Origin of the sequence: Actinomadura geliboluensis, assembly GCF_005889745.1 — a bacterium.
In the GTDB taxonomy this organism is placed as follows: domain Bacteria; phylum Actinomycetota; class Actinomycetes; order Streptosporangiales; family Streptosporangiaceae; genus Spirillospora; species Spirillospora geliboluensis.
In genome coordinates this window covers 1-24,598 of the sequence record NZ_VCKZ01000083.1, presented here as the reverse complement: position 1 = coordinate 24,598, position 24,598 = coordinate 1, and the positions used below count along the sequence as shown (strand labels likewise).

At 70.9% G+C, this 24,598-nt stretch carries 25 protein-coding genes and 1 tRNA gene; 2 read left to right on the top strand and 24 right to left on the bottom strand.

The genetic code is table 11. From position 1 onward, the window contains the following. The 19 genes from ETD96_RS14140 to ETD96_RS14050 form a co-directional block, all read right to left on the bottom strand. Positions 1-893 (bottom strand): MCE family protein (locus ETD96_RS14140; RefSeq protein ID WP_138636790.1); only part of this gene is annotated, 893 nt, incomplete at its 3' end. Further along, positions 890-2,137 carry an MCE family protein gene (locus ETD96_RS14135; protein ID WP_138636789.1) on the bottom strand — a complete coding sequence of 416 codons (1,248 nt, stop codon included), beginning with the start codon at positions 2,135-2,137 and terminating at the stop codon, positions 890-892. The genes ETD96_RS14140 and ETD96_RS14135, both read right to left, overlap by 4 nt. A gap of 15 nt (positions 2,138-2,152) precedes the next feature. Then, positions 2,153-3,190 carry an MCE family protein gene (locus ETD96_RS14130; protein ID WP_138636788.1) on the bottom strand — a complete coding sequence of 346 codons (1,038 nt, stop codon included), beginning with the start codon at positions 3,188-3,190 and terminating at the stop codon, positions 2,153-2,155. After that, positions 3,191-4,222 carry an MCE family protein gene (locus ETD96_RS14125; RefSeq protein ID WP_138636787.1) on the bottom strand — a complete coding sequence of 344 codons (1,032 nt, stop codon included), beginning with the start codon at positions 4,220-4,222 and terminating at the stop codon, positions 3,191-3,193. Beyond that, positions 4,219-5,529 (bottom strand): MCE family protein, encoded by a 1,311-nt coding sequence (locus ETD96_RS14120; protein ID WP_240807626.1) that lies wholly within the window; start codon positions 5,527-5,529, stop codon positions 4,219-4,221. The genes ETD96_RS14125 and ETD96_RS14120 overlap by 4 nt, the downstream gene beginning before the upstream one ends. Before the next feature lie 6 nt (positions 5,530-5,535). Beyond that, a complete protein-coding gene (locus ETD96_RS14115) occupies positions 5,536-6,384 on the bottom strand; it encodes an MlaE family ABC transporter permease (protein WP_132174127.1) in 849 nt (282 codons plus the stop codon). Continuing rightward, on the bottom strand, positions 6,384-7,241 hold the full coding sequence (locus ETD96_RS14110) for an MlaE family ABC transporter permease (protein ID WP_240807624.1): 858 nt from the start codon (positions 7,239-7,241) through the stop codon (positions 6,384-6,386). Before ETD96_RS14110 ends, ETD96_RS14115 begins: the two co-directional genes overlap by 1 nt. Further along, complete coding sequence (locus ETD96_RS14105) at positions 7,241-8,329, bottom strand: ABC transporter ATP-binding protein (protein ID WP_240807622.1); 1,089 nt, start codon at positions 8,327-8,329, stop codon at positions 7,241-7,243. The genes ETD96_RS14110 and ETD96_RS14105 overlap by 1 nt, the downstream gene beginning before the upstream one ends. Before the next feature lie 561 nt (positions 8,330-8,890). Further along, positions 8,891-9,280: a 50S ribosomal protein L7/L12 gene (rplL, locus tag ETD96_RS14100; protein ID WP_138636786.1), complete on the bottom strand. Its 390-nt coding sequence runs from the start codon at positions 9,278-9,280 to the stop codon at positions 8,891-8,893. 55 nt (positions 9,281-9,335) lie between these two features. After that, a complete protein-coding gene (gene rplJ / locus ETD96_RS14095) occupies positions 9,336-9,926 on the bottom strand; it encodes a 50S ribosomal protein L10 (RefSeq protein ID WP_138636785.1) in 591 nt (196 codons plus the stop codon). Positions 9,927-10,270: 344 nt separating this feature from the next. Further along, on the bottom strand, positions 10,271-11,149 hold the full coding sequence (locus ETD96_RS14090; RefSeq protein ID WP_138636784.1) for an SCO4651 family lipoprotein: 879 nt from the start codon (positions 11,147-11,149) through the stop codon (positions 10,271-10,273). 115 nt (positions 11,150-11,264) lie between these two features. After that, the gene (locus ETD96_RS14085) at positions 11,265-12,116 is read right to left on the bottom strand and encodes an SCO4651 family lipoprotein (protein WP_240807621.1); all 852 of its coding nucleotides are present in this window, start codon (positions 12,114-12,116) and stop codon (positions 11,265-11,267) included. A 154-nt stretch (positions 12,117-12,270) separates the two neighbouring features. After that, positions 12,271-13,140: a hypothetical protein gene (locus ETD96_RS14080; protein WP_138636783.1), complete on the bottom strand. Its 870-nt coding sequence runs from the start codon at positions 13,138-13,140 to the stop codon at positions 12,271-12,273. Between the two features lie 154 nt (positions 13,141-13,294). Beyond that, positions 13,295-14,839 (bottom strand): class I adenylate-forming enzyme family protein, encoded by a 1,545-nt coding sequence (locus ETD96_RS14075; RefSeq protein ID WP_138636782.1) that lies wholly within the window; start codon positions 14,837-14,839, stop codon positions 13,295-13,297. A 122-nt stretch (positions 14,840-14,961) separates the two neighbouring features. Further along, a complete protein-coding gene (gene rplA / locus ETD96_RS14070) occupies positions 14,962-15,678 on the bottom strand; it encodes a 50S ribosomal protein L1 (protein WP_138636781.1) in 717 nt (238 codons plus the stop codon). 59 nt (positions 15,679-15,737) lie between these two features. Beyond that, complete coding sequence (rplK, locus tag ETD96_RS14065; protein ID WP_089324503.1) at positions 15,738-16,166, bottom strand: 50S ribosomal protein L11; 429 nt, start codon at positions 16,164-16,166, stop codon at positions 15,738-15,740. Between the two features lie 386 nt (positions 16,167-16,552). Further along, complete coding sequence (gene nusG, locus ETD96_RS14060; RefSeq protein ID WP_171069023.1) at positions 16,553-17,410, bottom strand: transcription termination/antitermination protein NusG; 858 nt, start codon at positions 17,408-17,410, stop codon at positions 16,553-16,555. 100 nt (positions 17,411-17,510) lie between these two features. After that, on the bottom strand, positions 17,511-17,780 hold the full coding sequence (gene secE, locus ETD96_RS14055; RefSeq protein ID WP_138636780.1) for a preprotein translocase subunit SecE: 270 nt from the start codon (positions 17,778-17,780) through the stop codon (positions 17,511-17,513). 123 nt (positions 17,781-17,903) lie between these two features. After that, positions 17,904-17,976 (bottom strand) — tRNA-Trp (locus ETD96_RS14050). Positions 17,977-18,255: 279 nt separating this feature from the next. On the opposite strand from ETD96_RS14050, the gene ETD96_RS14045 reads away from it, so the two are divergent. Further along, complete coding sequence (locus ETD96_RS14045) at positions 18,256-19,467, top strand: pyridoxal phosphate-dependent aminotransferase (RefSeq protein ID WP_138636779.1); 1,212 nt, start codon at positions 18,256-18,258, stop codon at positions 19,465-19,467. Positions 19,468-19,635: 168 nt separating this feature from the next. On the opposite strand, the gene ETD96_RS14040 is transcribed toward ETD96_RS14045, so the two are convergent. From ETD96_RS14040 to ETD96_RS14030, 3 genes are all read right to left on the bottom strand, one after another. Further along, the gene (locus ETD96_RS14040; protein WP_138636778.1) at positions 19,636-20,391 is read right to left on the bottom strand and encodes a hypothetical protein; all 756 of its coding nucleotides are present in this window, start codon (positions 20,389-20,391) and stop codon (positions 19,636-19,638) included. A gap of 3 nt (positions 20,392-20,394) precedes the next feature. Next, on the bottom strand, positions 20,395-20,904 hold the full coding sequence (locus tag ETD96_RS14035; RefSeq protein WP_138636777.1) for a SigE family RNA polymerase sigma factor: 510 nt from the start codon (positions 20,902-20,904) through the stop codon (positions 20,395-20,397). Positions 20,905-21,023: 119 nt separating this feature from the next. Continuing rightward, the gene (locus tag ETD96_RS14030) at positions 21,024-21,986 is read right to left on the bottom strand and encodes a hypothetical protein (protein WP_138636776.1); all 963 of its coding nucleotides are present in this window, start codon (positions 21,984-21,986) and stop codon (positions 21,024-21,026) included. Positions 21,987-22,227: 241 nt separating this feature from the next. Between ETD96_RS14030 and ETD96_RS14025 the strand changes: the two genes are divergently transcribed. After that, entirely contained in the window at positions 22,228-23,286 is a 1,059-nt protein-coding gene (locus ETD96_RS14025; RefSeq protein WP_138636775.1) for an adenosine deaminase, read from the top strand. 6 nt (positions 23,287-23,292) lie between these two features. Here the strand turns inward: ETD96_RS14025 and ETD96_RS14020 are convergent, their stop codons facing one another. Continuing rightward, positions 23,293-23,868, bottom strand: a complete 576-nt coding sequence (locus tag ETD96_RS14020) for a TetR/AcrR family transcriptional regulator (protein WP_205719253.1) — start codon at positions 23,866-23,868, stop codon at positions 23,293-23,295. Between the two features lie 33 nt (positions 23,869-23,901). After that, complete coding sequence (locus ETD96_RS14015; protein WP_274704607.1) at positions 23,902-24,546, bottom strand: GntR family transcriptional regulator; 645 nt, start codon at positions 24,544-24,546, stop codon at positions 23,902-23,904. Between the last annotated feature and the right edge of the window lie 52 nt (positions 24,547-24,598).

Genomic DNA, 24,598 nt, shown 5'->3' with positions numbered 1-24,598 from the left:
GCCTTGTTGAGGTTCCGCAGGATCTTGTCGAGGTCCTGGAGGTTGGCCAGCAGGTCGGCCTTCGACTGGTTGATCACGTAGGTGGTGGTGCGGCTGAGCTTGTCGAGCGCCACCAGCATCTTGGTCAGGTCGGCGCGGTTGCGGTTCAGGACGGAGATCGCCGGGCCCGTCTCGTCGATCGTGTCCTGGATCGTCTTGCGCTCGGCCGACAGCTTGCCGGTCAGCCGGTCGATGCTGTCCAGCGCGCGGGTGATCGCGGCGCGGTTGCGGTCGAGCGTCCCGGCGAAGGTGTTGACGCGCTCCAGCACCGACCTGATCGTGGGCTCGCGCCCGCGCATCGCGGCCTGCAGCTCGTGGCTGATCGTGGAGACCTGCTCCAGCCCGCCGCCGTTGAGCAGCAGCGACATCGCCGACAGCACCTCTTCGATCTCGGTGCCCTGGATCGTGCGGTTCAGCGGGATCAGGTCGCCGGAGGCCAGCTCCCCGGCCGGGGCCTGGTCGCGCGGCGGCTCGATCTGCACGAACTTCTCGCCGAGCAGGCTGGTCTGGCCGATCGTGGCGACGGCGTTGTCGGGCAGCTTGACGTCCCCGCGGATCTTCACGGTGACGACGGCGTGCCAGCCGCTCTGTCCGCCCGTCCTCGCGGCCCCGCCGGCGAGGTCGATCTTGTCGACGCGGCCGACGGAGACGTCGTTGACCTTGACCGCCGACTGCGGGACGAGGTCCAGCACGTTCGCGAACTCGATCTTCACGGTCTTGGGGTTGGAGCCGAGGTCGGCCCCGCCGGGCAGCGGGATCGACTCGACGCCGTTGAACGAGCAGCCCGACAGGGCCACCGCGCCCGCCACCGCCGCGGCGGCACCGGCCAGCCACGCCCGCCGTCTCGTGGTCATCGGCCACCTCCGGGCAGGAGCGCGCTGAGGTCGGTCGGCCTGGACGCGTTGTTGGGGGTGCCCGACCTGGGCGGGCCCTGCGGGCCGTAGGCGTCCGGCGGGATCGGGACCGGGTCGTAGTGCGTGGTCAGCGCCGTGATCCAGGACAGGTCGAGGCTGAAGCCCGTCAGCGCCTTGCCGATGCCGTTGTACGGGCGGACGAAGTCCAGGCACTGCTTCGCCGGAGTCCCCACCGAGTAGGCGAGCGAGCAGATCCAGTCGGCGAGGTTGTGGAACTGGCGGAAGTTGTCGCGGGTGTGGATGGTGCCGCTGATCGGGTCGTACGCGCGCGCCAGGTTGTTGATCGCGAGCGGCCCGGCCGTGAGGATCTCGGCGAGCGCGTCCTTCTCCTTGACGAGCACGCCGGTGATCTGGGCGAGCTGGCGGACGTTCGCGGCCAGCTCGGTCCGGTTGTCCTTGACGAACCGCTGCACGTTCCGCAGCGTCGGCGCGAGGGTGTTGAGGGCCGCGCTGAGCTCCTCCTTCTCCCCCGCGAGCTGCCCGGACACGCCGTTGAGGTGCCCGGTGAACGACCTGATCTGCTGGTCGTTCGCCTTCATCGCGTCCGTGATGATCCGCAGGTTCCTGATCGTCTCGGCGACGTCGCCGCGGTCGGTGCTGAGCGTGCTGAGCGCCTTGGACGCGTCCTCGATCGTCTGCCGGATGTCGTCGCCCTGCCCGTTCAGGTTCGCCGCGCCGACCTGGAGCAACCGCGACAGCGAACCCTCCTGCCCGTTCGGGCCGGGGGCGTTGGCGCCCTGCGGGCCGAGGGCCTTGGACAGGTCGTTCAGGCTGCCGCCGACCTGGTCCACCTCGACCGGGACGGCGGTGCGGTTCACCGTCAGCGTCGCCTTGTCGGCCAGGACGGGGCCGCCCTTGTAGACGGGGGTGAGCTGGATGTAGCGGTCGGCGACCAGCGTCTGGTTGATGATGACGGCCTGCGCGTTCGCGGGGACCTTGTACTCGGCGTCGTACTTCAGCTCGACCTTCACCGCGTCGCCGACCGGCTCGACGCTCGTGACCTCGCCGACCGGGATGCCGAGGATGCGGACGTCCGCGCCCTTGTAGAGGCCGACGGTCTTGGTGAAGTACGCCGTCATGCGGCGCTGCTCCGGCTCCTGGAACACCGGCAGGAGCACGGCCGCCAGCACCGCGACGGCGAGGACCGCGCCGCCGAGGCGAAGGAGGGTTGCCGGGTTACGCACTACGAACCTGCCTGGTCACGGGAGGAAGGGGAGGGGGTTGTCGGTGTTGCCCGTCTGGCCGCCCTGCCGGTTGGCGGTGCCGCTCTTCGGGGGCTGGATGGACGCGGGGATCGGGACGAGGTTCTGGATCCAGGAGTCGAACCACCGGCCGGTGCCGGTGACGTCCGCGAACTGCCTCGCGAACGGCGCGAACAGCTGCAGGATCCGGTCGAGGTTGTCCTGGTTCTTGAGGAGCACCCTGTTGACCTTCGCCAGGTTGTCCAGCATCGGCCGCAGCTGCTTCTCGTTCTCCTGGATCAGCGCGTTGACCTGCTGGGACAGGGCGACGGTGTTGACGAGGAGCTGGTGGATGACCGCGCGCCGAGCCTGGACGGCCTGCAGCACCCGGTCGCCGTCCGCGACGAGTTTGGCGAAGTCCTGGTTGCGGTCGGCGAGCAGCTTCGACACGTCCTTGGCCCGGCCCGCGAGCTCGTGGAGCTGGTCGTCGCGCGACGCGACCGTGTTGGAGAGGCGGCGCAGGCCCTGCAGCGACGCGCGGACCTCCTCCGGGGAGTTCTTGAACGTGTCCGACAGCACGTCGAACGACTTCGCGACCTGCTGCACGTCGATCGCCCCGATCCGCCGGCTCAGCTCGCTGATCGCCGGGACGACCTCGAACGGGACGTGTGTCCGCTCGATCGGGATGTGGCGGCCGAGCTTGCCCTTGCCGCGCGGGGTGAGCGCCAGGTAGTGCGCGCCGAGCACCGTCTTGATCTTGATGCCGGCCTCGGTGCGGTCGCCGAGCCGGACGCCGTCGTCCACCTTGAAGGTGACCTTGACGTGGTCGCCGTCGAGTTCGAGGTCGGTGACCTTGCCGACCTTGACTCCCGCGATGCGGACCTCCTCCTCCTTCTTCAGCCCGGCGGCCTCCTTGAACGCGGCGGTGTGGGTCTCGCCGCCCGAGATGAGCGGGAGGCTCTCCAGGTTCAGCGCCAGCACCACCAGCACGATGATGACCGCGAACCCGGAGAGGCCGATGGGGACCGGGTTGCGTTCCCGGAACGAGACCCTCATCTACTTGCACCTCGCGTTCTCGTTCATGATCGCGGGTGTCTGGTAGACGGGGCCGCCGGGGAGGCGCACCTTCGCGTCCATGCCGCAGATGTACATGTTGAACCAGGACCCGTAGGACGAGATGTTGACCAGCTTCTCCAGCCGCTCCGGCGTCCGCTGCAGGCCCTTGTCGAGGTCGCCCTTGTTGGCGTCCAGCGTGGCGGTCAGCTTGCGGAGCCCGGCGATGTCGTTCTTGAGGCTCGGCCGGGCGCTCGCGAGCAGGTCCTGCGTGGTGCCGGTCAGGCCGTTGATCGCCGCGACCGAGTCGAAGATCGCCTGCCGGTCGTCGGAGACGCCGCTGATGAGGCTCCGCAGGTCCCTGATCAGCCGGTCGACCTGGGCGTGCCGCTGGTCGATGGTGCCGAGCACGCTGTTCAGGTTGTCGATCACCCGGCCGATGACCTTGTCGCGGTCGGCGAGCGTGTTGGTGAGCGACGCGACGTGCGCGAGCAGGCTGTTGATCGTCCCGCCCTCGCCCTGCAGCACCTGGACGAGCTGCATGGCGAGCGTGTTGACGTCCTTCGGCTCCAGCGCGCGGAACAGCGGCCGGAACCCGTTGAACAGCGTCGTGAGGTCGAGCGCGGGCGCGGTCTGCGTGACCGGGATCGTGTCGCCGGGGTCGAGGTAGGCGTTGGACGGTCCCGCGCCGTCGGTCAGCGCGAGGTACCGCTGGCCCATCAGGTTGCGGTAGCGGATCTGCGCCTTCGTCGACGCCGGCAGCCCGTTCCTGAACACGCCGCCCTCCTCGACGCTGAACGTCACCTCCGCCTGGTTGCCCCTGTACAGCCGGACGCCCTCGATCTGCCCGACCCGGACACCGGCGACGCGGACGTCGTCGTTGTCCAGCAGCCCGGTCACGTCCGTGAAGATCGCCTTGTACTCGATGGTGGCCCGGAAGCGCATGTTGGCGATCGTCATCGCCAGCACGCCGGTGGCCACCGAGGTGACGACCACGAAGATCGTCAGCTTGATCGCGGCGCTGGTCGTCCTCACCTGATCGTCACCACCGATCCGTCCGCGAGCAGCGGGCCGAACAGCAGCGCGGACAGGTCCGAGACCTCGCCGGCGGGGGTCCGCGTCATCGGTCCGAGCACGTTCTTGATCTTTTCCTTCTCGCTCATCGAGCCCGGGTCGACGAACACGTTGGACAGCGCCCGGCCCCGGCCGCCCGCGGCGGGGGCGTTCGGGTCATCGGGGTTCTTCCACCACAGGTCGTCCTGCGTGCCGTCGAGGGCCAGGTAGTCGGGGAAGGGGACCTTCGGGTTCGGCAGGCCGTAGCAGCGCGGGTTGCGCTGGTCCTTGGCCTCGGGCGAGTCCAGCGGGTACTTGTAGCCCGGCCGCGGCTTGACGATCTCGATGGTCAGGTTGAACGTCTTGGAGCCGTTGCCGCCGCCCGCCTCCTCGGCGTCCGGCCTGATCTTGGTGAGCCCGGCGAACACGCACGGCAGCGAGGGCGAGTAGCGGGCGACCAGGCCCAGCGCCTCGCGGTTCGCGATGTTCACGCCGATGATCTTCGGGCCGTTGTGCCGCATGAAGGTGTCGGCGTCCTGCGCCAGCAGGGTCGTCGCCGGGATCAGCTGCTCGATCGTCGCCTTCTCGTCGGTGATCGTCCTGCTGGTCACGTTGAGGTTGCGGAGCGTCTTCAGCAGGTCGGGCGCCGCGGCGTTGTAGACGTCGGACACGTCCGCGAGGCCGTTCAGGTCGTGCACCAGCGTGCCGAGCTGCGGGTTGATCTTCCTCAGCAGCTCGTCCGCCTGCTCCAGGTTGCGGCCGATCTGGTCACCGCGTCCCTGCAGCGCCGTGGCGAGGGCGTTGAGCGTCGCGTTCAGCTGCGCCGGTTTCACCGCGCGCAGCAGCGGCAGCAGGTCGTTCAGCAGCTTGTCGATCTCCACGGCGGCCTGCGAGCGGTCCTGCTGGATGACCGCCCCCTCCGCCAGGCCCGGCGAGCCCGGCTGCGGCGGGATCTGCAGGTCGACGTACTTCTCACCGAACAGCGTCTTCGGCAGCAGCCGCGCCTGGACGTTGGACGGGATCAGCTTCGCCTTGCCGGGATCGAGCGCGAGGTGCAGCGTCGCGCCCTTCCCGGTCGCGTCGATCTCGCGCACCTCGCCGACGATCAGGCCGCGCACCTTCACGTCCGAGTGCGGCAGCAGTTGCAGCCCGGCGCGCTCGGCGTCCACGGTCACCTCGGTCACCGGGGTGAACGCCTTGTTGTAGAAGGCGACGGTCAGCGCCAGCAGCAGCGCGATCACGACGAGCATCGCCGTGCCGAGCACCCGGTACCTGATCTTTTCAGTCACGTGCCGTCACCCGCCGATCCGCACGCCGGTGCCCGTGCCCCAGATCGCCATGCCGAGCAGCAGGTCGGTCACGTTGATCACGACGATGCTGGTGCGGACGGCGCGGCCCACCGCGACGCCGACGCCCGCCGGGCCGCCGCTCGCGTGGTAGCCGTAATAGCAGTGGATCAGCATCACCAGCACCGAGAAGACGATCACTTTCCCGAATGACCAGAGAATGTCGTCGGGCGGTAGGAATAGATGGAAATAGTGATCGTAGGTGCCCGTCGACTGCCCGTAGAACACGGTCACGATCACCCGCGTCGCGCCGTAGGACGCGAGCAGGCCCACGATGTAGAGCGGGACGACCGCGATCATCCCGGCCAGCATCCGGGTCGTGACGAGGAACGGCATCGACGGGACGGCCATGACCTCCAGCGCGTCGATCTCGTCGGAGATCCGCATCGCGCCGAGCTGCGCGGTGAACCCGCAGCCGACCGTCGCCGACAGCGCCAGCGCCGACACCAGCGGCGCGATCTCGCGGGTGTTGAAGTAGGACGCGACGAACCCGGTGAACGCGGCCGTGCCGATCTGGTTCAGCGACTCGTAGCCCTGCAGCCCGACCTGGCTGCCGGTGAAGAACGTCATGAAGCCGACGATCACCACCGAGCCGCCGATCACGGCGAGGCCGCCGGTGCCGAGGCTCACCTCGGCCAGCAGCCGCAGCACCTCGGCGCGGTAGCGGCGCAGCACCCGGAACGTCCACGCGAACGCGCGGACGTAGAAGGAGATCTGGTGGCCGAAGTCGTCGAGCCGCTGCAGCGGGGCGTTCACCGCCCGGGTGACCGCCTTCCCCGTCTTGCCAGGCGCCGCCATCACATGCCCTTCGACGGGACGAGCTGGAAGTACAGGCTGGAGATCAGGAAGTTCTCCACGAAGAGCAGCATGAACGTGATGACGACGGTCTGGTTGACCGCGTCGCCGACGCCCTTCGGGCCGCCCTTGGCGTTCAGGCCCTTGTAGGCGGCGACGAGCCCGGCGGTGATGCCGAACACGAACGCCTTGACCTCGGCCTGGAGCAGGTCGGGCAACTGCGCGATCGCGTTGAACGACGCCAGGTACGCGCCGGGCGTGCCGCCCTGCAGCATGACGTTGAAGAAGTAGCCGCCCATCAGGCCGACCACCGAGACCAGACCGTTCAGGAACAGCGCGACGAACGCGCACGCGAGCATCCGCGGGACGACCAGGCGGTGCAGCGGGTTGATGCCCAGCACCTCCATCGCGTCGATCTCCTCGCGGATCTTGCGGGAGCCGATGTCGGCGCAGATCGCCGACCCGGCGGCGCCCGCGACCAGCAGCGAGGTGACCAGCGGGCTCGCCTCCCGGACGATCGCCGCCACGGCCGTCGCACCGGTGAAGGACTGCGCGCCGAACTGCCGGATCAGCCCGCCGACCTGCAACGACAGGATGCCGCCGAACGGGATCGCGACCAGCATCGTGGGGACGACGGTGACGCTGACGATGAACCACGCCTGCTGGATGAACTCGCGCCACTGGAACGGCATCTTGAACATCGCGCGGCCCGTGTCCAGGCACAGGGCGAAGAACCGTCCCGGCTCCTTGACCAGGACGTTGACCGCGCCGTCGCCGATCTTGCGGAACGTCACGGAAGAGCCTCCGCCCTTCCCACCCCTCCGCCGGCTCGCGCCGATACCGGTATCGGGATTGGACATCAGTACCCGGCACCCGTCCCCTGGCCGCCTGGCGGCGGGCTGCCCGGGAAGCGCCCGCCGGGACCACCGGGAGCGGCGGGACCGCCGGAGGCGCCGACCGGGGCCATGGACGCCACGTACCGCGGCCACTCCTCCACCCAGTTGCGGCCGAGGTCGTCGATGAACGAGCCGGGCGGCGGCGTGACGCCGTGCGCGGCGCACCACGCGCCGGGCGCGTGCATGCCGGCGCGCAGCATCCCGTTGCTCGGCATCTGCTGCGGCGGGATGGGCGGCAGCTTGCCCGAGTCGAGGCCCATCTTGGCCTCGGCCTCCAACTCGGAGGCGTCCTTCTCCTCCGACATGCCGATCGGGCCGACCTTGCTGGCGTTGAGGAACTGCCGGACGACCGGCTCCTCGCTGGACAGCAGCATCTCCCGGGGCCCGAACATCGCGAGGTTGCGCTGGTACAGCAGCCCGATGTTGTCCGGAACGGTGCGGGCCGTGTTGATGTCGTGGGTGACGATGAGGAACGTCGCGCCGATCTGCGCGTTCAGGTCGATGAACACCTGGTTCAGGAACGCGGTGCGGACCGGGTCGAGGCCGGAGTCCGGCTCGTCCACCAGGAGGATCTCGGGGTCCAGCACGAGGGCGCGGGCGAGGCCGGCGCGCTTCTTCATACCGCCGGAGATCTCGCCGGGCAGTTTGTGCTCGGCGCCGAGGAGGCCGACCATGTCCATCTTCTCGAGGACGATGCGCTTGACCTCGGACTCGGACTTCTTGGTGTGCTCGCGCAGCGGGAAGGCGATGTTGTCGAACAGGTTCATCGAGCCGAACAGCGCGCCGTCCTGGAACAGGACGCCGAACAGCTTGCGGGTCTCGTAGAGCTGGGACTCGGGCAGGTGGGGCAGGTCCCTGTCGCCGATCCAGATGTGCCCGCGGTCGGGCTTGAGCAGCCCGACGAGGGACTTCAGGAACACCGACTTGCCGGTACCGGACGGGCCCAGAAGAACGGAGATCTCACCTGCGGGAATGGTCAGCGACACGTCCTGCCAGATCACCTGGCGGCCAAAGGACTTGGTCAGGCCCTCGACTCTGATCTCGACGCCCACTCGTCACCTTTCGTCCAGGCCGGGGGGAATCCCGAACCAATGAGCGAGTAGCACTCAGGCTCTTGCTGTCGTCACACGGCGTGTCCGCCGTGTTGCTACCGTCCGGTAGCCGCGCCGGGTTCCACTACGTTAGCGGGCCGCTGTCCAAATGGAAGGGGTTCCGGTCCAGATCAGCGGCTAAATGCGACGTCGTAAGACAATCGTTACTTACGACGCCTATGAGACTAGTGGTCCAAGAACCAGCACCTCAAGCCCGCGGGCTCCGGCCGGCCCCGGGCCGCCGGCCGCCCGCCCGACCCGGACGGCGGGGACGCGGACCACCTGGTGTGACCACGGTGTCGAAACGGGACGGTACGCCGCCCGCCGACGGCCGCACAACCCGTCACGGCACACGCTTTTGGCCCGGCCTTTATCACTCCGGTACAGGAAACGGGCACCCGCTCGCGCACCTCGGAACAGCGCGTTCCCCGCGAACGCGAAAGAGGCGGCCACCCCGGATGGGGTGACCGCCTCCTTGGGAGAGCGGTCGAGCCGCGAGGCTCGGGAGCTCTGGAGCCGTCCTTACTTGACGGTGACCGAGGCGCCGGCCTTCTCCAGGGCCTCCTTGGCCTTGTCGGCGGTCTCCTTGTTGACCTTCTCCAGCAGCGGCTTCGGCGCGCCGTCGACCAGGTCCTTGGCCTCCTTGAGGCCGAGGCTCGTCAGGGCGCGGACCTCCTTGATGACCTGGATCTTCTTGTCGCCGGCACCCTCGAGGATGACGTCGAACTCGTCCTGGGTCGCGGCCTCCTCGGCGGCCGGGGCGGCACCACCGGGGGCGGCGGCCACGGCCGCGACCGGGGCGGCGGCCTTGACGTCGAAGACGTCCTCGAACTGCTTCACGAACTCGGAGAGCTCGAGAAGGGTCATCTCCTTGAAAGCGTCGAGCAGCTCGTCGGTGCTGAGCTTCGCCATGATGTTTCCTCCGCTATGGCTTGAAATCTCGGGTGATACGGAACCGCGGGTGCGCCTACTCGGCGGCGGGTGCCTCGGCGGCGGCCTCGGCGGGCGCCTCGGCGGCACCGGCCTCGGCGGTCTCGCCGGCGGCCTCGCGCTTGGCGCGCAGCGCCTCGGCGAGCTGGGCCGCCTGCGTGGGCAGCGCGTTGAACAGCGCGGCGGCGTTCGCCATCGAGCCCTTCATCGCACCGGCCAGCTTGGCGAGGAGAACCTCGCGGGACTCGAGGTCCGCCAGCTTGGTGACCTCGGCCGCGTCCATCGACTGACCGTCGATGAAGCCGCCCTTGATCACCAGCATCGGGTTCGCCTTGGCGAAGTCGCGCAGGCCCTTGGCGGCCTCGACCACGTCGCCGCGCACGAACGCGATGGCCGACGGGCCTTCGAGCAGCGCACGGAACTGCTCGTCGACACCGGCCTCGTTCGCGGCGCGCTTGGTCAGCGTGTTCTTCACCACGCGGAACCGCGCGTTCTCGCCGAGGTTGTCGCGCAGCTCCTTGACCTGCGCGACGCTAAGCCCGCGGTACTCGGTCAGCACGGCGCCGCTGGAGCTCTCGAACTCGCTCTTGAGCTCGGCGATCGCCGCGTCCTTGTGGGCCTTGGCCATAGCCCTCCTTCCGATTACCTGGGTGGTCCGATCCGCGCCCGTCCGCCCTCGCGGGAGGGGGCGCCGATCCACCAAAAAACGCCCCGGCGCAGGCGCACGGGGCGTCCAGGCACGGCACGGAGGCCATGCGGAAGCTCTCGTCTCACCTACGCAGGCCGCCCGAACAGAGTCGGGTCCTTCGGTCACCCCACGGACATGAGGTGACGACCGGCGGTCTTCGGCATCCGACAGAATACGTCGCCCGCCGCGTCAGGCCAAATCGATTGGCTTGAGGGGGCGGACGCGGAGGGACCGCGCCCCGTGCGGGGGCGCGGTCCCTCGGGCGTGCGGCCGGTGCCGCGGGGTCAGGTGCGCGGCATTCCGGTGCCGAGCTTGCCCATCAGCTCGCTGAAGTCGGTGACCTGGCTCGCCGGCGGCTCGTCGATCTGCACGGGCTTGCCGAAGTCGCGGTACTTCGTCGTCACGGTGAGGTCGCCCTGGGCGCCCTGGTCGGACTTCATCGTCATCTGGCGCGGCAGCTGCTGCCCGTCCACCCAGAGGTCGAAGTGCATGCTCTGCATGCCCACCTGGGCGAGCGTCTTGCGGTAGGCCTCCTGCTGCTCCGGAGGCAGCTTCGCGATCGCGTCCTCCATGCGGTAGGTGCCGGTGTAGTGCGTCGTCTTGACGCCGTCGATCGTCTCCTCGCCGACCTCGCGCGCGTCCTTGGACGCGGTCAGCATCTTGGTGTTCTGCACCGGGTCCATCTGGCGGGACTGCTGCAGCATCTGGTCGAGGTTCATGCCGGACTGCTTGCTCAGCTCGTCCAGCGAGAACTTGAGCCAGGGCTTGCCGCCCCCGCCGCCGGGCAGCTGCGACAGCATCGGCATCTTCATGTACATGTTGCCGCCCACGAGGCGCTGCTCCATGCCGCCCGTCGCCTTGCCCGCGACGGTCATGTCGCTGAAGTTCATGCTGTAGGCGATATTGGGCTTCGTCCGGTACTGCATGTCGCCGTTCATCGTCACGTCGCCCTGGGGCGTGCCGGACATCTGCATCGACAGGACGGCCTTGAACGAGTTGACGTCGCCGGTCTTCTCCGCGGCCTTGCCGAGCACCTGCGCGGCCGTCAGCTTGATGTTCTTGCCGGCCTCGTCCACCTTGTTGCCGGCGTCTCCCAGACAGCCGGTCAGCGAGAGGGCGAGGCCGGTGGCCAGCGCCGTGCCGGCGGCGAAACGACGGATCATGGGGGGTTCTCCTTCTGCGTCTGGTCGCCCGGGCGCACGGGCCGAACACTGGGTCAGACGCTGGAGCGGCCCCCGCGGTTCATCCGCCGCCTCGGCCGGCTCGGTGCGGTCGCGCTCAGTTCCCGCCGAGGAGGGAGCCGAGCGTGAGCTGACCCACCTGGTCGGACGGCGGCGGGTTCACCGTGAAGGTCTTACCGTAGTCGCTGTATAGGACAGTGACCGAGGCGGTGTCGCCGCCCTCGCCGTCCGCCTTCGAGACGATCTTGCGCGGCAGGTTGTCGCCGTCCGTCCACAGATCGAAGTTGATCTTGCCGTTGGCGCGGTCCTTCGGCAGCCACTTGCCGACCTTCTCGCGCGCCTGGGCGTCGAGGCGGTTGAGCGCGTCGTCGACGGTGACCGTGCCGGCGTAGTGCGTCGTCTTCACGCCGTCGATGGTCTCGGTGCCGACCCTGCGGGCGTCCTTGGAGCCGGTGAACATCTTCGTCTGCTCGGCCGGGTCGACCTTCTGCACCTGGTCGACCAGGTTCCGCACGTCGAAGCCGGTGTGCTGCGACACCTGGTTCACGTCGACCCGCAGCCACGGCTTGCCGCCGCTGACGAACCGGGCGAGCTGCGGGACCTTCGCGTACAGCACGTCGTTCTTGAAGACCGCCTGGCCCTTGGCGCCCGGCATCGTCTGCCCGTTGCGGCTGACCTCGTCCAGCTTGGCGCTGAACTGCAGCGAGGGGCGCAGCTGGAACTGCCCGTCGGCGTGGATCTTGCCGGACTCGTCGCCGGTGCCGGTCACGGTGAGGTCGGCCTTGAACGCGTCGGCCTTCGCCGTCTTCTCAGACGTCTTGAGCAGCGCCTGCCCGGCGCTGAGCTTCATGTTGTCCGTGTTCGCCGACCCGTCCCCGTTGCATCCGGACAGGACCAGCGCGGCACCCACGGCGGTACCGCCGGCGGCCACCACGAGTCGTCGGTTCATGAGGTTTTGGCCTCCCATGTTGTCCTCCTGGTATCCCCAGTGTCGCGGGACGCCGGCACCGCGGGCATCCCCCGGTGGTACGAACGGGTCACCCCGCGGTACGACCAACGGCGTAGCCCGCGCGCCCGCACCGGGGCGCCGGAGGACGGGAGGGTCAGCGGTAGGAGCCGAAGGACATCGTGCCGTCGAGCACGGCGGCGGGCGCCTGCGAGGACAGCTTGATCGTCGTCGGCCGGGCGCTGCTGTCGACCCACAGGTCGATCCCGCAGCCGGTCGAGTCGGGGATCACGGGCCGGATCTGGGTCGCGGCGTCCTGCGGCAGCAGCGCGTACACGCTGCTCATCAGCGCCTGCGCGGCGAAGTGGGTGCGCCCGGACGCGTCCGGCTCGCTCGCGGTCGTCCCGGGCAGCGTCCCGATCATGTAGGTGAACTGCCGGGGGTCGGACCCGTTCTGCAGCTGGCCCAGCTGCGCCGCGCTGAGCGTGGACTGCGTCCACTTCGCGCCGTCGAACCCCTTGAGCACGTTCCCGCTCACGACCACCTTTTGCGTGATCTCGCTGGCCTCGCCGTCCAGCACCGTCTTGGTGACGCCGGTGGCGCTCATCGCGAACTTCGGCCACAGGGTGAACGAGGCCGTCTCGACGGCGTGCTTGTAGTCGCCGCCCTCCCCGATCTTCACCTTCATCTCCGTCTTGCGGGTGAAGGCGTGCAGGCTGGGGCCCGGCTGCGGCGGTGCCGTGGGCAGGCCGTGCGGGACGGCGCCGTTCCCGGCGGCGGGCGCGCCCGGACCGGCCGGCCTGCCCGGACTCGTGCCCGGCGCGGTCGCGCCCGGGGACACGGTGCCGGACACCGCGCCGTTCGGGTTGGTCTGGTCCTGCTGGGCCATGACGGCCGCCGGGGGCATCGAACCGGCGTCCTTCGCCGAGTCCCCGCCGACCTTGACGACCATGAGGACGGCCGTGGGCACGACGGCGACGGCCACGACGGCGGAGATGGCGATGGCCCGGTCGGTGCGACGCTTCACGAGCCCAATTCAACACCAGGTTCCTCGCCGGTAACAAAGGGATCGGGAATCGAATTGTCCGAATCCGGACTGCGATCTATGTATCCGTCGTCCTCGGTGGTAATGGGGTCACGGAGAGCCACGGGATGCCACGAGGCGTCCCCTGCCCGCCCGGCTAGACGGGTCCGGGTCCGGTGAGGCGGGCGCGGAGGGCCGACTTGCGGATCTTGCCGGTGGTGGTGCGCGGCAGCGCGGCGGCGTACTCGATGCGGCGCGGCGTCTTGAACCCGGCCAGGCGTGCCCGGCAGGCCGCGACCAGGTCCTCCTCGCTCGGGCGGACGCCGTCCGGGACGATGACCGCGCAGACCGTCTGGCCCCAGCGCGGATCGGGGAGCCCGATCACGGCGACCTGCGCGACGCCGGGGACCGTGCGCAGCACGTCCTCGACCTCCCGCGACGACACGTTCTCGCCGCCCGTGATGATCACGTCCTTGAGGCGGTCGACCAGGTAGAGGTAGCCGTCGGCGTCGACCCGGCCCGCGTCGCCCGTGCGGAACCAGCCGCCGGCGAACGCCTCCGCCGTCGCGCCGGGGTCGTCCCAGTAGCCGGGCGTGACCTGCGGGCCCCGGACGGCGACCTCGCCGAGCGCGCCGGGCGGGACCGGCGTCCCGTCCTCGGCCAGCACCGCGATCTCGACGCCCCCGGCGGGACGTCCCGCCGACTCCGCCAGCTCCGGCCGTGTCGTGAGCGCGGCGCGGTGGTCGTCCGGGGAGAGGAACGTCGCGTTCCCGGACAGCTCGGTCATCCCGTAGCCCTGGTTGAAGTCGCACCCGAGCACATCGCCGGCCCGGCGCAGCAGCGGCACCGGCATCGGCGCCGACCCGTAGGCGACGACCCGGATGCTGTCGCGGAGCAGCGCCAGCGCGTCCGGGTCGTCCGCCGTGTGGGCGAGGAGGTCCTCCAGCATCGTCGGGGCCAGGGAGAGGTTCGTGACGCCGTGCCGGCGCGTCGCGTCCACGAGCGCGGCCGGGGTGAAGCGGCGCAGCACGACGGCATGCCGCCCGAACAGGTGGTGCAGGACGACCTGGTATCCGGCGACATGGCACAGCGGGAACGGCGTGCAGAACACGTCGTCCGCGCGTACGGGACGGCCCGACGCCGTGACCTCGATCCCCGCGAGCAGGCTCCGGTGCGTGAGGCGCACGCCCTTCGGGCGGCCCGTGGTGCCGCTGGTGAACATCAACCACGCGACGTCGTCGGCCTCGGACGTGGCGGCGGCGTGCGCGGGGCCGTCCCAGGGCAGGTCCTCGATGCCGATCAGCGGCGGATGGCCTGCGGGCAGATCGCCCTCGGCGGCCAGCCGGTCGAGCAGATCCCCCTCGCCGAGGACGAGTTCGGCGCCGCTCCGGGCGATCTGGTCCGCCCATTCGCGGGGATGCAGCCGCTGGTTGAGCGGCACCAGGACGCGGCCGTCGCGCGGAACGCCGTAGTAGGCGGCGATGTATTCGAGCCGGTTGTGCGCCAGCAGCGCCACGCGCGCCCCCGGCAAGCAGCATGCGGAGAGGTACGCGCTCAGGGCGTCCACACGCGCGCGCAGTTCCCCGAACGTCCACGTGGTGCCGTCCACCGACAGCGCCGGGGCGTCGGGGGTCCGCGTCGCCGCTGCGGCGAGCACGTCGTAGAGGCTGCGCGGCGAACCGTCCATCACTGTGCTGGGCATCCCGGCGAATCTACCGAGCACGCGGCCGGGCGGGCCGCCGCGGTACCGGTGGCCGGAACGGCGGAAGGGCGCCCCCGCCGCAGCGGGGACGCCCTTCCGATGATGCGTGACGCGTGACGCGATCAGGCGGTCTCGAGCTCCGCGGTCAGGTTGCGGACCGCGTTCGGGTCCACCGGGATGCTCGGGCCCATCGACGTCGTCAGCGACGCCTTCTTCACGTACCGGCCCTTCGCGGCGGACGGCTTGAGACGCTGGATCTCGTCGACCGCGGCCGCGTAGTTCTCCACCAGCTGGCGCTCGTCGAAAGACGCCTTGCCGATGATGAAGTGCAGGTTCGCGTGCCGGTCGACACGGAACTCGATCTTGCCGCCCTTGATGTCGGTGACGGCCTTCGCGACGTCCATCGTGACGGTGCCGGTCTTCGGGTTCGGCATCAGGCCGCGCGGGCCGAGCACGCGGCCGAGGCGGCCGACCTTGCCCATCTGGTCCGGCGTGGCGACGACCGCGTCGAAGTCCAGGAAGCCGCCCTGGATCCGCTCGATCAGGTCGTCCGACCCGACCAGGTCGGCGCCGGCGGCCTCCGCCTCCTGCGCCTTCGCGCCGACGGCGAAGACCAGCACGCGGGCGGTCTTACCGGTGCCGTGCGGCAGGTTGACGGTGCCGCGCACCATCTGGTCGGCCTTGCGCGGGTCGACGCCCAGCCGCAGCGCGACCTCGACGGTCGCGTCGAACTTGGTGACCGCGGTCTCCTTGGCCAGCTTCACGGCCTCGGCCGGGGTGTACAGCCGCTCCCGGTCGATCTTCTCCGCTGCGGCGCGGTAGCCCTTGCTGCGCTTCATGTGCGTTCCTCCAGTGGAACTCGTGGTGCGGGCCAGCGCCGGCCCTTCCACAGACGGTGTTACTTGACGTCGATGCCCATGGACCGGGCGGTGCCGGCGACGATCTTCTCGGCGGCGTCCAGGTCCTTGGCGTTCAGGTCGGGCATCTTGGTCGTGGCGATCTCGCGGATCTGGTCGCGGGTCACCGAGCCGACCTTGTTCTTGTGCGGCTCGCCGCTGCCCTTCTCCACGCCCGCGGCCTTCAGGATGAGCTGCGCGGCCGGCGGGGTCTTCGTGACGAAGCTGAACGACCGGTCCTCGTAGATGGTGATCTCTACGGGGATGACGTTGCCGCGCTGGGACTCCGTGGCGGCGTTGTACTGCTTGCAGAAGTCCATGATGTTGACGCCGTGCGGACCGAGCGCGGTACCGACCGGCGGCGCCGGAGTCGCCTGCCCGGCCTGCAGCTGGACCTTGACGAGCGCGGCGACCTTTTTCTTCGGAGGCATGCCTCTCCCTCAGCGTTCCGTTCTGCTCTGGTCCCGACTCCCGGATGCCCGGGCAACACGGCGGTCGGAACGTAACCGCTGTGTTGGGACCTTTGGCCGACCCCACATCCCCGCGTGCACGGGGAGCAGTGAAGCTGCACCTTGACGAGCGCAGCGATCTTAGGGTCATCCCCGCATGCGCGGGGCCGTGGTGTCTCGCTCCCAAAGTGAGAGCCGAGATCCAACCCGTCCTCGCGTTACCGAGGACAACCCGTACAGGATACGGCCTCGGCGGGGTGAGTCGGTCCGCACGGGCCGTCCGGCGGCGTGGTGCGGGCAGGGCCGACAAGTGTTCGGGCCGTCTCCGCGAGAGCGGAAACGGCCCGAAGGTGGTCTGAAAGGTTCGGTCAGATCTTGGAGACCTGGTTGAACGAGAGCTCGACCGGGGTCTCGCGGCCGAAGATGGAGACCAGGACCTTGAGCTTCTGCTGCTCGGCGTTGATCTCGTTGACCGTCGCGGGGAGGGTGGCGAACGGGCCGTCCATGACGGTGACGGACTCGCCGACCTCGTAGTCGACGGTGGCCGCGGTCTTCGCCTGCTCCTTGGCGACCCTGGTAGCGCCCTCCTCCGGCTCGGGGGCCAGCAGGTTGGCGACCTCGTCGAGGCTCAGCGGGGACGGCTTGTTCAGCAGGCCGACGAAGCCGGTGACGCCCGGGGTGTTGCGGACGGCGGCCCAGGACTCGTCGGTCAGCTCCATCCGGACGAGGATGTAGCCCGGCAGGACCTTCTCGTTGACCTTCTGCCGCTTGCCCTGCTTGATCTCGGTCACCTCGTGCTGCGGGACCTCGATCTGGAAGATGTAGTCCTCCATGTTGAGGGTCTGCGTCCGGGTCTCGATGTTGGTCTTGACCCGGTTCTCGTAGCCCGCGTAGGAGTGCACGACGTACCAGTCGCCCGGCTGGAGCCGGAGCTGCATCTTGAAGTCGGCGTACGGGTCGGCCGGCGGCTCGGCCGGGCCCTCCTCGTCGTCGCCGTCGGTCTCGTCCTCGCCCTCGACGGCCTCGGCCAGCTCCGCGGCGCCCTCGGCGGCGTCCTGCGCGGGACCCTCGCCCTCGAGCTTCGTGTCCGCGGGCTCGCCGTCGCCGGCGGAGACGACCGCCTCGGCCGTCTCGTCGGCGGGCTCAGCCGCCAGGTCGGCCGCAGCAGCCGCAGCGGACTGGGCCTCTTCAACGGCCTCGTCGTAGGGCTGTGAGGACTCGGACACGGTGACTCTTTCTCTCGGACTGCGGTGATGGTCTTACCGGTGATGGTCTTACCAGGGTACGGCGGACTCGCCCGGAATCGCGCGCGGCGGCCGCGCGGCGTCAGCCGAAGACGGCGTAGACGCCCTTCTGCAGGCCGTAGTCGAAGGCCGAGACGATCGCGACCATGATCAGCACGAAGACCAGCGCGGCGGTCGTGTAGGTGACCAGCTCGCGCCGCGTCGGCCAGATGACCTTGCGCAGCTCGGCGATGACCTGACGGACGAACAGCGCGGGCCCGGTCCGCCGGGAAGCGGACTTCTTCTTGCCCTTGTTCTTGCCCTCGTCCTTGGCCTCGGGCTCGTCGCGCTCGTCGCGCGTCTCAGTCGCCATTTGCCGCCGTTCACCTCATAGGTCGTGATCCAACCACCGACGTGGTTGCCGCGCGGTCCCGTGCCGCGTTCCGCCACGGCGCCGCCGTGGCGCGGCCGGCACGGGTGCGCGCACCGCACCTCGCAGGGCAGGAGGGACTCGAACCCCCAACCGCCGGTTTTGGAGACCGGAGCTCTACCAATTGAGCCACTGCCCTTCATTCTCCGGCTAAGGAGAACACCCGGCCGCACGGCCGGGGTGGTGCCGCGTCCCAGCTTACGGCCTCATCGTGATGCCCGCGTGCGGACAGGCTCGTATACCGGTGACGCGTCACTTGGAGGGTGAGTCTACGTGCCGGAGCGCCCCGCGTCGAACCGATACCCGCAGATCCTTCGCGGCGCCGCGGCGGGGCGGCGGCGGGCGCCGCGGCGAAGCCCGTCCGACCGGCCCGGATATATGTCCCGGGTCACGAGGCCGCGTCTGTAACGATAGGGACATGAGCACTGACCGTCCTCGCATCTCCAAGCGCATCGCCGCGATATCCGAATCCGCCACGCTGGCCGTCGACGCCAAGGCCAAGGCGCTGAAGGCGGCGGGCCGCCCGGTCATCGGGTTCGGCGCGGGCGAGCCCGACTTCCCCACCCCGGACTACATCGTCGAGGCGGCGGTGACCGCCTGCCGGGTGCCGCGCTTCCACAAGTACACGCCGGCGGGCGGGCTGCCCGAGCTGCGCGCCGCCATCGCCGAGAAGACCGAGCGCGACTCCGGCTACAAGGTGGAGGCCAACCAGGTCCTGGTGACCAACGGCGGCAAGCAGGCGGTGTACGAGGCGTTCGCGGCGCTGCTCGACCCGGGCGACGAGGTCATCGTCCCCACCCCGTACTGGACGACCTACCCCGAGTCGATCAAGCTGGCGGGCGGCGTGCCCGTGGACGTCGTCGCCGACGAGACCACCGGCTACAAGGTGACCGTCGAGCAGCTGGAGGCGGCCCGCACCGACCGCACGAAGGTGCTGCTGTTCGTGTCGCCGTCCAACCCGACCGGCGCCGTGTACTCGCGCGACGAGATCGAGGCCATCGGCCGCTGGGCGGACGAGCACGGCCTGTGGGTCGTCACCGACGAGATCTACGAGCACCTCGTGTACGGGGGCGCCGAGTTCCACTCGATGCCGGTCGTGGTGCCCGAGCTCGCCGACCGGACGCTCGTCCTGAACGGCGTGGCGAAGACGTACGCGATGACGGGCTGGCGCGTGGGCTGGCTGATCGGCCCGGCGGACGTGGTGAAGGCCGCGCAGAACCTCCAGTCGCACGCGACGTCCAACGTGGCGAACGTGTCCCAGGCCGCCGCGCTCGCCGCCGTGACCGGTGACCTCTCGGCGGTGGCGGAGATGCGCAAGGCGTTCGACCGGCGCCGCCAGACGATCGTGCGGATGCTGAACGAGATCCCCGGCGTGGTCTGCCCGGAGCCGGAGGGCGCGTTCTACGCCTACCCGTCGGTCAAGGCGCTGCTCGGCAAGCAGTTGCGCGGCAAGCGCCCGGAGACGTCGGTGGAGCTGGCGTCGCTGATCCTGGAGGAGGCCGAGGTCGCGCTGGTGCCGGGCGAGGCGTTCGGCACGCCCGGCTACTTCCGCCTCTCCTACGCGCTGGGCGACGACGACCTCACCGAAGGCGTCTCGCGGGTCGCGAAGCTGCTCTCCGAGGCGAGCTGACCGCACCGCGGAGCGGGAAAGAGAACCGGCCCCGGGCGTGCACTTCGCCCGGGGCCGGTTCTGTGCGGACGGGGCGTGCCCGGCCCCGTCCGGGATCGCCCGGCGGGCGGCTCCGCAGCGGCCCCTCAACGCCGGCGGACCGCCCTGCCAGGGCAGGGTCGGTGATTCCTACGGCCGGACGCCTTCGGCGATGCGCATGAGCCGGTCCTTGGTCGTGCCCTTGGCGGTGACGGTGACGCCGACGCCGGGCCGCACCATCCAGGAGATCTGCCGCGTCGCGTCGGGTCCGTCGCCGACCAGCGCCGGCATGCCCCGCACGGACGTGTGCCCGGGGAGGCCCGGCGTCCGCATGAGGTCGCGCGGACCGGTGAGCCCGCTGCCCGTCACGAGTGCGATCTCCACCGAGCCGGCGTCGCCGCGCCACGCGCACGTCGTGGTCTTGCGCCCGGCGTCGCCGGCGACGGCGCAGGGGCCGTCGGCGGCCAGCCCGTCCGGGATGTAGGTGATCCAGTCCGGCAGCCTGTCCACCACGCCGCCGACGCCGGGCTTGTGCGGTGCCGTGTCGCCGCCGCCGGACGACGGGTGCGCCTCCGGTTTCGGCGAAGCGCCCGCCTCGGGCCTCCCCTTGGACGGCGGGGACGCGGGGAGGCCCGAGGCGGGGGGCCGTTCCGGCGGCCGGGACGCGGAGGCGGTCCCGGTGGGGCGGGCCGTCTCCGTGCTCCCGGCCGGTGTGGCCCGGAACGACTGATAGGTGGGCACGAGGGCGAGCGCCGCGACCGATGCGGCGGCGACGCCCGCGGCGGCGTGCACGCGGGCCCTGCGGCGCCGGTGCCGCCGCTTGACGTCGGCGACGAGCGACGGTGACGCGGTCGCCCCGGCCACCTGCTCGGCCATGGCCTTCCGCAGTTCACTCTCCAGGTCCATCGCTCAGCTCCCCAATGGCGCCAGGTTCGAGTCGAGGCGCTCCCGGAGCCTGGCGAGCCCCCGGGACGCCTGGCTCTTGACCGTTCCGACCGAACAGCCGAGAGCCTGTGCCGTCTCCGCCTCCGAGAGGTCCTCCCAGAAGCGCAGGACGAGCACGGCCCGCTGGCGCGGGCCGAGCCTGCGCAGCTCCTCCATGAGCGTCCCCCTCAGCTCGACGGCGTGGTTCGGTGAGGCCGCCGGGGTCTCCGGAAGCCGCGCCATGTGGATCTCGCGGAGCACCTTCCACCGCCGGGACCGGCTGATCACGAGGTTGACCAGGATCCGGCGGACGTAGGGCTCCGGATCGCTGCCCGGTTCCAGCCGCCCCCAGTGGCGGTAGGCCTTCTCCAGCGCGGTCTGCAGGATGTCCTCGGCGTCCTGCCGCGCCCCGCACATCAGTGCCGCGGTGCGCAGCAGGGCATCGCCGCGTGCCGCCACGAACTCCACGAACGACTCGTCGTCTCGACGCCCCACTGTGCTCCGTCCCGGCTAGTGCGGTTCCGGTGTTGCGATGTGCCGTGGGCGGACGGCCCCGCGCCTGGGCCGCCCGCCCCCGTCTCTTGGTGTCGGCGGGCCCGGTTCCCGGGTCCGCGCTATCGGGCCTGCCGCAGGGCGGTGGCCATGTCCGGCAGCCCGCCGGCGAGGACGGGGCTGCCGTCGAGGTACATCGAGTAGCCGTTCGGGTCGAACAGCAGCACGCCGCCGCCCTTCGGGCTCTGCCAGGCGGCGAGGCCGGCGACGGCGACCGGGGAGCCGCCCTCGGGCAGCTTCAGCGCCTTCCGCAGCTCGGCCTGGGACATGCCGACGGGCGTCTTCAGGGTCTCGACGGTGACCCACTGGCCGGCCTTGCCGACCCACTTCTGCGTGACCGCGCAAACGCTCTGCTCGCGGAGCTCGGCCGAGCCCGGAACGGTGGAAGCGTAACGCAGGCCCTTCGTCAGCATGGCGGCCTTCTCGGCGGCGCTGCCGACCTTCACGGCGGGCTTCAGCGTGCTGCAGTCGAGCTTCGGCACGGCGGGCAGGCCGGGCTTGGCCGGGACGCGCGCGGCCGGCGGAGCCGACCGGGTGTTGGCCGGGGCGTCCTTGGTGGACGGCACGCAGGTCGGGAGGTTGGCGGGGAGCTTGCCCTTGGCGTCCGCCGGGACCTCGACGCCGGGGACCTTCGCCCCGGGCAGGTCGGTCTTCGGCAGCTCGCCCTTCGGCAGCTCGCCCTTCGGCAGGCCGGGGGCGGGGACGCCGGTGTCGGGCAGGTTCGCGCCGTTCTGCTTCAGCTGCTGCTCGACCTGCTTGCGCTGCTGCTCCAGCTGCTTCTTCGCACCGGTCTCGGGGATCCCGGCCGCGGGGGCGCCCGCCTTGGGCAGCTTCGCCGGGACGCAGGTCGGCAGGGTCTTCGGCGCGTCCTGCACCGTGCGCTCGACGGAGGTGGGGGCCTTGGCGTCGTGCGACTGGAGGCCCGCCTCGTGGTGGGAACCGGTCATCGCCCAAGTCGCGCCGCCGCCGACGGCGACGGTTCCGACGGCGGACGCGGCGATCAAGGCGGCCTTCAGGGTGATCATGGTGTGTGTCCCTTTCTGCCCGGGTCTTTCCAGCGGGGGGTGCTAGCGGGGGCGGGTCGCCCGTATCTCTCTGGCGCCCCTCGTATACGCACGGTGCCCGGAGGGGGTTGCACGCGATTCCAAAGTTTTTTCGGGATGCCCATGGGACGCGATGGCCGCGCGGTGTCATGCGAGGTAGTCCGGTGTGATGATCCTGCGGGTCCGGGGTTCGGCCGGGCCGATGATCCGGCAACATTGGCTCATGGAGGCCAGTACCGTTTCACTCCGTCCGGTCCCGCGGGGCACCGCCCGTCCGGACGTGGGCCTGCTCCCGAAGGCGCACCTGCATCTGCACTTCACCGGGTCGATGCGGCATTCCACGCTGGTGGAGCTCGCCAACCTGCACGGCGTCCACCTGCCGGACGCGCTCGTCGAGGACTGGCCGCCCAAGCTGCACGCGACCGACGAGCGCGGCTGGTTCCGGTTCCAGCGCCTGTACGACATCGCGCGCTCGGTGCTGCAAACCCCCGACGACCTGCGCCGGCTGCTGCGCGAGACCGCGGAGGACGAGGCGGCCGAGGGGTCCGGCTGGCTGGAGATCCAGGTCGACCCGAGCGGCTACGCGGCCCGGTTCGGCGGGCTGACCCCGACCGTGGAGCTGGTGCTGGACGCGGCGCGGGAGGCGTCGGCGGCGTCCGGCGTCGGCATCGGCGTGGTGATCGCCGCGAACCGGACCCGGCACCCGCTGGACGCCAAGACGCTGGCGCGGCTGGCCGTCCGGTACGCGGGCGAGGGCGTGGTGGGGTTCGGGCTGTCCAACGACGAGCGGCGCGGCCGGGCCTACGACTTCGAGGGCGCGTTCCGGATCGCCAAGCGCGGCGGGCTCCTGTCGGACCCGCACGGCGGTGAGCTGCTCGGGCCGGCGAGCGTCCGCGAGTGCCTGGACACGCTGGACGCCGACCGGATCGGCCACGGCGTCCGCGCCGTGGAGGACCCGCGCCTCCTGGCGTCGATCGTGGACCGGGGCGTCACGCTGGAGGTGTGCCCGGCGTCGAACGTGGGGCTCGGCGTGGCGGCGACGGCGGGCGACGTCCCGGTGCGGCGGCTGTTCGAGGCGGGCGCGTCGATCGCGCTGGGCGCCGACGACCCGCTGCTGTTCGGGTCGCGGCTGGCGCGCCAGTACGAGCTGGTCCGCACCGAGCACGGGTTCACCGACGAGGAGCTGGCGGAGCTGGCCCGGCAGTCGATCAGGGCGTCGGCGGCGCCGGACGCCCTGCGCCGCCGCCTGCTGGCGGGGGTCGACGCCTGGCTGGCGGGCTGACCCCGCCTAGCCGCCGGAGTCGGCGAAGGTCTCGACGCCGCGCAGGCCGTCCGCCCAGGCCGCGGTCGAGCCGGGCACGTCGTCGCCGTACGGGACGCCGAGGGCGCTCAGGACGTGCACGAGCAGCCCCGCCGACAGGACCCGGGCGATCTCCTCGGGCGGCGCGCCGGTGAGGTCGCCGACGAGCCGCCACAGCCGCGCCCAGCGGACGCGCCCGAGCCGGGCGGTGTCGGCGTCCCGGACGGCGACCGCGTAGATCTTGAGCAGCAGCCGGGGAAGCGCGGGCGCGTCCCGCGGCAGCCGCGCGCAGGCGCGCGCCGTCGCGTCGAGCGCCGCGTCGCCGCGCAGCCCGGCGGCGGCGTCCCGCAGGACGCGCTCCAGGTCGTCGAAGCAGCGCTCGGCGGCGGCGAGGAACAGCGCGTGCTTGGACGGGAAGAGCCGGAACATGTAGGGCTGCGAGACGCCGATCCGCCGGGCGATCGTCCAGGTGGAGGTGCCGTCGTAGCCGCCCTCGGCGAACTCGGCGATCGCGGCCCGCACCGCGAGCTCGCGACGCTCCGCGGCGCTCATCCTCGGGCTCATACCGTCCAACGTAGTGCCGTCCCGCCCGCCGGGTCAGTCGGCGGGGGTCCACATGCCCCGGTGTTCCAGGTGGGCGGTCAGGAGGGCTCCCGCGCGGACGATGTGGGCGCGCATCTCGGCGGCGGCGTCCGGCGCGTCCCCGGTGCGGAGGGCGGTGAGGATCCGGGCGTGGTCGCGGACGGCGAGGGCGGGCCAGCCGGGGAGCCGGCCGTACAGGCCGCGCGGGGCGTACCGGGCCACCGTCCCGAGCGACCAGGCGAGCTTCGGGGAGTCGGCGGCCAGGTTGATCCCCCGGTGGAAGAGGTGGTCGTACTCCTCGACCAGGTCGGGGCGGCGGGCGGCCTGGGCGCGTTCCAGCGCGCGGTGGAGGTCGGCGAGTTCGCGGAGGGCGGCGGCGCCGATCCGCGGGGTGGCGCGTGCGGCGAGTTCGGCGGCGATGCCGGCCTGCACCCAGAACAGGTCCTGGACGTCCCGCTTCGACAGCGGCGCGACGACGAACCCGCGCCGCGGCTCCAGCACGACGAACCCTTCGCTGCGCAGCGACTTCAGCGCCTCCCTGACGGGGGTGACGCTGATGCCGAACTCCACGGCGAGGCGCTCCAGCCGCAGGTGGTCGCCGGGGCGGAGCCGGCCGTCCATGATCAGCTCGCGGATGCGCGCGGCGGCCTCGTCGCTCAGCTGCGGCCGGGTGCCGAGCGCCCGCCGCGCGCATCCGCGAGCTGATCATGGA